The 534-nt window shown below is 71.2% G+C and carries 1 protein-coding gene; it reads left to right on the forward strand.

The window, feature by feature from the left end:
* Window positions 1-22: 22 nt before the first annotated feature.
* The coding region (locus ACSLTV_RS36180) for an acyltransferase domain-containing protein (protein WP_435613743.1) at window positions 23-534 on the forward strand (512 nt) is incomplete at its 3' end.

A 534-nucleotide genomic window follows, 5' to 3' on the forward strand; every position in this document is an offset into this window, starting at 1 on the left:
TCAGGACGCGTGTGCTCTGGTGGTGGCGCGTGGCCGGCTGATGCAGCAGCTGCCCGCTGGTGGGGTGATGGTGGCTGTGGAGGCGGCGGAGGCGGAGGTGGTGCCGCTGCTGGCGGGTCGTGGCGGTGAGGTGTCCCTCGCGGCGGTCAACGGCCCGCGGTCCGTGGTGATCGCCGGGGTCGAGGCGGCGGTGGAGGAGGTGGCTTCGACGCTGAGGGAGCAGGGCCGCCGCACCACCCGTCTGCGCGTCTCGCACGCTTTCCACTCGCCGCTGATGGAGCCGATGCTCGACGCCTTCCGCGAGGTGGCCGAGCGTATCGCTTACGCGCCCCCGGTCATTCCGGTCGTGTCGAATCTGAGCGGACAGCTCGCCACCGGCGAGGAGTTGGCGTCGTCCGAGTACTGGGTCCGTCACGTCCGTGACACCGTCCGCTTCGCCGACGGCGTCACCGCACTGAACGCCCACGGCGTGACGCGTTTCCTGGAGATCGGCCCCGACGGCACCCTCACCGCCCTCACCCAGAACTGCACCCC

The organism is Streptomyces sp. bgisy159 (assembly GCF_965341775.1).
Lineage (GTDB): Bacteria > Actinomycetota > Actinomycetes > Streptomycetales > Streptomycetaceae > Streptomyces.